The organism is Pseudoalteromonas sp. S1609 (assembly GCF_005887255.1).
Lineage (GTDB): Bacteria > Pseudomonadota > Gammaproteobacteria > Enterobacterales > Alteromonadaceae > Pseudoalteromonas.
This window is the reverse complement of the sequence record NZ_PNDJ01000099.1, coordinates 1-5264: the sequence shown is the minus strand read 5'-3', so window position 1 is coordinate 5264 and position 5264 is coordinate 1. Positions and strand designations below refer to the sequence as shown.

The window sequence follows — 5264 nt, the reverse complement described above, 5'->3', positions numbered from 1 at the left end:
GAGTCGGGGAGGGGGAGCCAATTTACTACACTTCCATAGACATCTCCTTAAATTTGCTCTACCATTTCCTATTAAAATAAAAAACTTTTTGATTACAAAAACTAACTATTTGATAACTTTCTCTATCAAGCTATAATTATTTTAATAATCATGAGGTTGTGTCCTCCCCTTTGACATATAAAGATTAAACAATGGCAGCATTTAAAAAACTTATTTTTATACAACTGATGGCTTGGTTGATTCTTGTGACTGCTGGCTGTTATTTTATTAGCCAAAACTTTGATAGTGCCATCGGTAAAACTCAAAAAAATGCGCAGGCGACCGTCGAGCAATATATTAAAAACCTATCTGCAACTGACCTCTCTGCTGATAACTTAAAAAATACACTTGCAAGCAGTGAAATCTTTTCACATTTTACTTTACGTGATTATCAAGGTGCTGAAGTATTTTCAGTTAACAACGCACCGCAATTACCTGTTATTGCGGAACTTATTCAGTCAAGCAACAACTCAGTGCGCCCTCAGTATGCCACTAATGATAACGCCGATATAAAAGTTGAATTTAAAATAAACATCACTCATTTGAGTGAGCAGTTTCAAACTGCTTTTTTTATAATTTTAATTATTAGCACCCTACTCGCTCTAATACCTATTGCATTAATGAAAACCATTGTTAAGCACATTAATGACAATATATGTACGGACGTTGCTGATGTCATTGATATTTATATAAACCAAAATCAACTAGGCGATGATTTTGCGACTAAAATTGATTCGCCAGAGTTAGCTAAGTTAGGGAAAAGTTTAATTCCTAGCTTTAATCGTTTATCGCACTTTTTAAAAAGTAAGAATGACAATATAAAAAATGCTGCACACACAATAAAACGTGAGGCCTACAAAGACGGTGTGACTGAGTTAGGTAATCGCAATATGTTTGTTGATTACTACGAAAAGAATATTGAAAACACCGAAGTAAGTACATTTGGCTCTTTAGCACTCGTTCGCTGTAGTGAGTTGCAGTCTATAAATCAAAGCCGCGGTTATCAAAAAGGTGATGAATACATTAAAGCCGTTGCAGATATTATTGTCAGCATCAGTGGCACCTATTCCGGCAGCCAAGTTTTTAGAGTTAACAGCTCTGATTTTATAACAATTTTACCAAATACCCCGTTGAAAGAAGCCGAAAAATTTGGTGAGAACTTACAATCTCGCTTTACTCAATATATGCAAAACCAAGAACTTAGCTCGGTTGCAAACACTGGTATTGTGGGGTACGAAAAATCAAAACCTTTGGGTGAGTTACTCTCTATTGTTGATAATGCAATGAGCATGGCGCAGTCTAAGCAAGCTAATGCGTGGCATGTGCAACGTGATACTGATCTAGTTAATAATGTGAGCGCAGGATTTGGTAACCAAAACTGGCGTAAAGTGATTAACGAAGTAATTGAGTCTAAAAGCGTCCATTTGGTGATCCAAAATATTATGCCTTTAGGCAAAAGCATTAAAGCCTATGCTGAAATTCAAGCCCGCTTCAAATCAGAAGAAAACCAAGCTTTGCCTACCGCTTCATTTTTAGCAATGGCTGAAAAGCTCGATATGGCCATTGAAATTGACAAGTTAATAATAGAATCGTCTTTGGAAAGAATAAAATCGAGTAATTTATCTGAAAAGTATTTTGGCTTAAATATTACCCCATCTAGCGCGCACAGCGACCAATTCATGATTTGGTTAGAGCGCCGCTTACTCAAAGATACCCATATTGCTTCTAAGTTAATTTTTGAAGTGAGTGAATTTGGTCTTCAACAAAACATTAAAGCAAGCAAACGCTTTATTGATATGGTGCATCGCGTTGGTGCCAGAATAACGGTAGAACGCTTTGGTGTGGGACTCACCTCATTTAAATTTTTCAGAGATTTAAAACCAGATTTTATTAAAATGGATGCAAGCTATACACGTGGTTTGGAAGACGATAAAAACAATCAGTACTTTATGCGTTTAATGGTCGACCTTGCCCATCGAATTGGCGTCAGTGTTTTTGCAGAGGGCGTTGAAAGCCAAGAAGAAAAACATATTGTAGAAACATTATGCCTTGATGGCGTTCAGGGTTATTACATTGAAAAGCCTAAAGACATCTAACCCATCCTAACTCAAATAAAAAAGAGCATTTATGCTCTTTTTTACGTTTTAAAGTGTGCTTTTGCTATTGTTCAGCCGTTAAAATGCAGACAGCTTTTTAATTGCAAAGCTCTTAGATTTTGGCCCTTTAGAATTAGCCCGTTATTTTACGTTGTTTATTTAACTGATAATCACTCAACGTGTTGTTAATCGCAGTAGAAAAAAGGATAATACACGGGATTTTATTAGCGTGAGGCACACATGACAGAATACGTCTTGTTATTAATTGGAACAGTGTTAGTTAACAACTTTGTATTAGTACAATTTTTAGGCCTTTGCCCGTTTATGGGTGTATCAGGAAAACTTGATACAGCCATAGGTATGTCTTTAGCAACTACCTTTGTGCTAACGCTTGCCTCTGTGACCAGTTATTTAGTAAACGAGTATATTTTATTACCACTAGATATCACCTACCTGAAAACAATGAGCTTTATTTTAGTTATTGCAGTGGTTGTTCAATTTACTGAAATGGTTGTTAGAAAAACCAGTCCAACGTTATACCGTCTACTGGGAATATTTTTACCTTTAATAACGACTAACTGTGCAGTACTCGGTGTTGCTTTATTAAACATCAAAGAAGATCACACCTTTTTACAATCTGCCGTTTATGGCTTTGGTGCCGCTGTAGGTTTTTCATTAGTATTGGTTTTATTTGCGGCATTGCGCGAACGTTTGGCCGCAGCAGATGTGCCCACTCCATTTAAAGGAGCTTCAATCGCAATGATAACGGCAGGTTTAATGTCAATGGCCTTTATGGGTTTTACTGGATTAGTGAAGTTTTAATATGACCTTGTTGTACGCTTTAATAGCGCTGGGTTTGCTGGCGTTAATTTTCGGATTAATTTTAGGATTTGCAGCTGTTCGCTTTCGCGTTGAAGGTAACCCTGTAGTGGAGCAAATCGATACCATTTTGCCACAAACACAGTGTGGTCAATGTGGTTATCCTGGTTGTCGCCCTTATGCAGAAGCCATTGCCAATGGCGATGAAATAAACAAGTGCCCACCCGGTGGTGATGCGACAGTTAAAAAGTTAGCCGATTTGATGGGTGTTGAGGCTAAACCTCTAGCCGGCGGCGAACAAGCCGAGCCAGTTAAAACGGTGGCCTACATTCGCGAAGATGAATGTATTGGTTGTACCAAATGTATTCAAGCCTGCCCTGTTGATGCCATTGTTGGTGCAACCCGTCAAATGCACACCGTTCTAATTGACGAATGTACAGGCTGCGATTTGTGCGTTGAACCTTGTCCGGTCGATTGTATTGACATGCTACCCGTTGCACCAACAAAACAAACTTGGAAATGGCAACTAGACGCTATTCCTGTTACCCAAATAGATTAGAGGTTTGAGTGGAAAAGTTACTTGAACAAATAAAAAAAGGCACCGTTTGGGCATTTCCTGGCGGCGTACATCCTCCGCAGCAAAAGTCATTATCTAATAATACGCCTATTGCGCGCCTTCCTTTGCCTGAAAAACTCGTTCTGCCTTTAAAGCAGCATATAGGCGCTAGCGGCAAGTTAATTGTAGAAAAAAGCCAGCACGTATTAAAAGGTCAACCATTAACTAAGCCTTCTGCTAACTGGTCGGTACCTGTGCATGCACCTACATCAGGCACTATTATTGATATTACGCCTATGCCATCAGCACACCCTTCTGCTTTGCCTGAATTAAGCATTATTATTGAACCCGATGGCAAAGATACCTGGTGTGAATTATCGCCTTTAGCAAACCCAGCCAATGCATCACACGATGAACTCGTTGATGTTATTCATAATGCGGGGATCTCTGGCATGGGCGGCGCAGGCTTCCCAACCTATGTAAAAGCTGATATTAAACAACCTATTGAATTTTTGATTGTTAATGCGGTTGAGTGTGAACCTTACATCACGGCTGACGATACTTTAATGCGCGAGCACGCCGCTGAAATAGTCAAAGGTATTGAGCTAATGCAGCAGCTACTCAATCCTACCCTGTGTATTATTGGTATAGAAGACAATAAGCCCGAGGCTATCACAGCCATGACAGAAGCGGCGAAGCATAACGAGCATATTTTAATACAAACCGTGCCTACTGTTTACCCCTCTGGCGGTGAAAAACAGCTAATAAAACTGCTCACTAACCGTGAAGTACCTAATGGTGGCATTCCTGCTGATATCGGCATTTTAGTACATAACACCGGCACTTTATTTGCGATACAGCAAGCTGTATACGAAGGTAAACCGTTAATTGAACGTGTCGTTACCGTTACCGGCAATACCATACATAATCCAGGCAACGTATGGGCTTTACTAGGTACTGAAATTAAGCACTTACTTGATTGCCAAGGTTTTTCACCTGTGCCGCAACAGCGCGTGGTCATGGGCGGCCCTATGATGGGCTTTACCTTACCAACGGTTCGTATTGGCGTTGTTAAAACAACAAACTGCATACTTGCCCCAGATCACAAAGAATTAGCAGAGCCTGGCCCAGAAAAAGCCTGTATTCGCTGCAGTGCCTGTGCCGATGCCTGCCCTGCCTCGTTATTGCCACAACAATTACAATGGTTTGCTAAATCAAAAGAATACGACAAACTCCAAGAGCATAACTTATTTGATTGTATTGAATGTGGCGCGTGTGCCTATGTTTGCCCAAGTGAAATACCACTCGTTCAATACTACCGCGTTGCAAAAGTTGAGATTAAAGAGCAAATTGCCGAGAAGATAAAATCAGATCGCGCTAAAGAACGATTTGATGCACGTAAAGCGCGTTTAGAGCAAGAACAAGCTGAGCGAAAAAATCGTCACAAACGTAAGCCAGCAGCTAAATCAACCGAAGAACAGCAAAAAGTAGCCGATGCCCTTGCCCGCGTTAAAGATAAAACCAGCGATGGTGACAATAAATCAGCTGTAGCAGCGGCAATTGCGCGTGCTAAAGCTAAAAAGCAAGGTGGCGAACTTGAGCCAGATAACAGTGAAGTTGCAAAAGAACGCGCAGCCCGTAAAGAGCAAGCTCGCCTTTATAAAGAGCAAAAAGCACAAAATAATGGTGATGACGAAGCTGTAGATGACAAAAAGTCAGCAGTTGCAGCCGCTATTGCCCGCGCTAAAGCCAAA

General features: G+C 40.2%; 4 protein-coding genes. All 4 read left to right on the top strand.

All coding sequences use genetic code 11. The features are described 5' to 3' along the window. Nucleotides 1-191 precede the first annotated feature (191 nt). Nucleotides 192-2135, top strand: coding sequence for a bifunctional diguanylate cyclase/phosphodiesterase (locus CWB76_RS18695; protein WP_138609639.1), 1944 nt, complete (start codon nucleotides 192-194; stop codon nucleotides 2133-2135). Between the two features lie 240 nt (nucleotides 2136-2375). Then, complete coding sequence (rsxA, locus tag CWB76_RS18690) at nucleotides 2376-2957, top strand: electron transport complex subunit RsxA (protein WP_008115244.1); 582 nt, start codon at nucleotides 2376-2378, stop codon at nucleotides 2955-2957. A gap of 1 nt (nucleotide 2958) precedes the next feature. Beyond that, complete coding sequence (gene rsxB, locus CWB76_RS18685; protein ID WP_008115242.1) at nucleotides 2959-3513, top strand: electron transport complex subunit RsxB; 555 nt, start codon at nucleotides 2959-2961, stop codon at nucleotides 3511-3513. Nucleotides 3514-3521: 8 nt separating this feature from the next. Then, on the top strand, nucleotides 3522-5264 hold a 1743-nt coding region (gene rsxC / locus CWB76_RS18680; RefSeq protein WP_138609638.1), incomplete at its 3' end, for an electron transport complex subunit RsxC.

Bases quoted from the DNA above. Each gene is read 5' to 3' on its own strand.
- CWB76_RS18695 (WP_138609639.1), top strand. From the start codon at position 192: ATGGCAGCATTTAAAAAACTTATTTTTATACAACTGATGGCTTGGTTG.
- rsxA (WP_008115244.1), top strand. From the start codon at position 2,376: ATGACAGAATACGTCTTGTTATTAATTGGAACAGTGTTAGTTAACAAC.
- rsxB (WP_008115242.1), top strand. From the start codon at position 2,959: ATGACCTTGTTGTACGCTTTAATAGCGCTGGGTTTGCTGGCGTTAATT.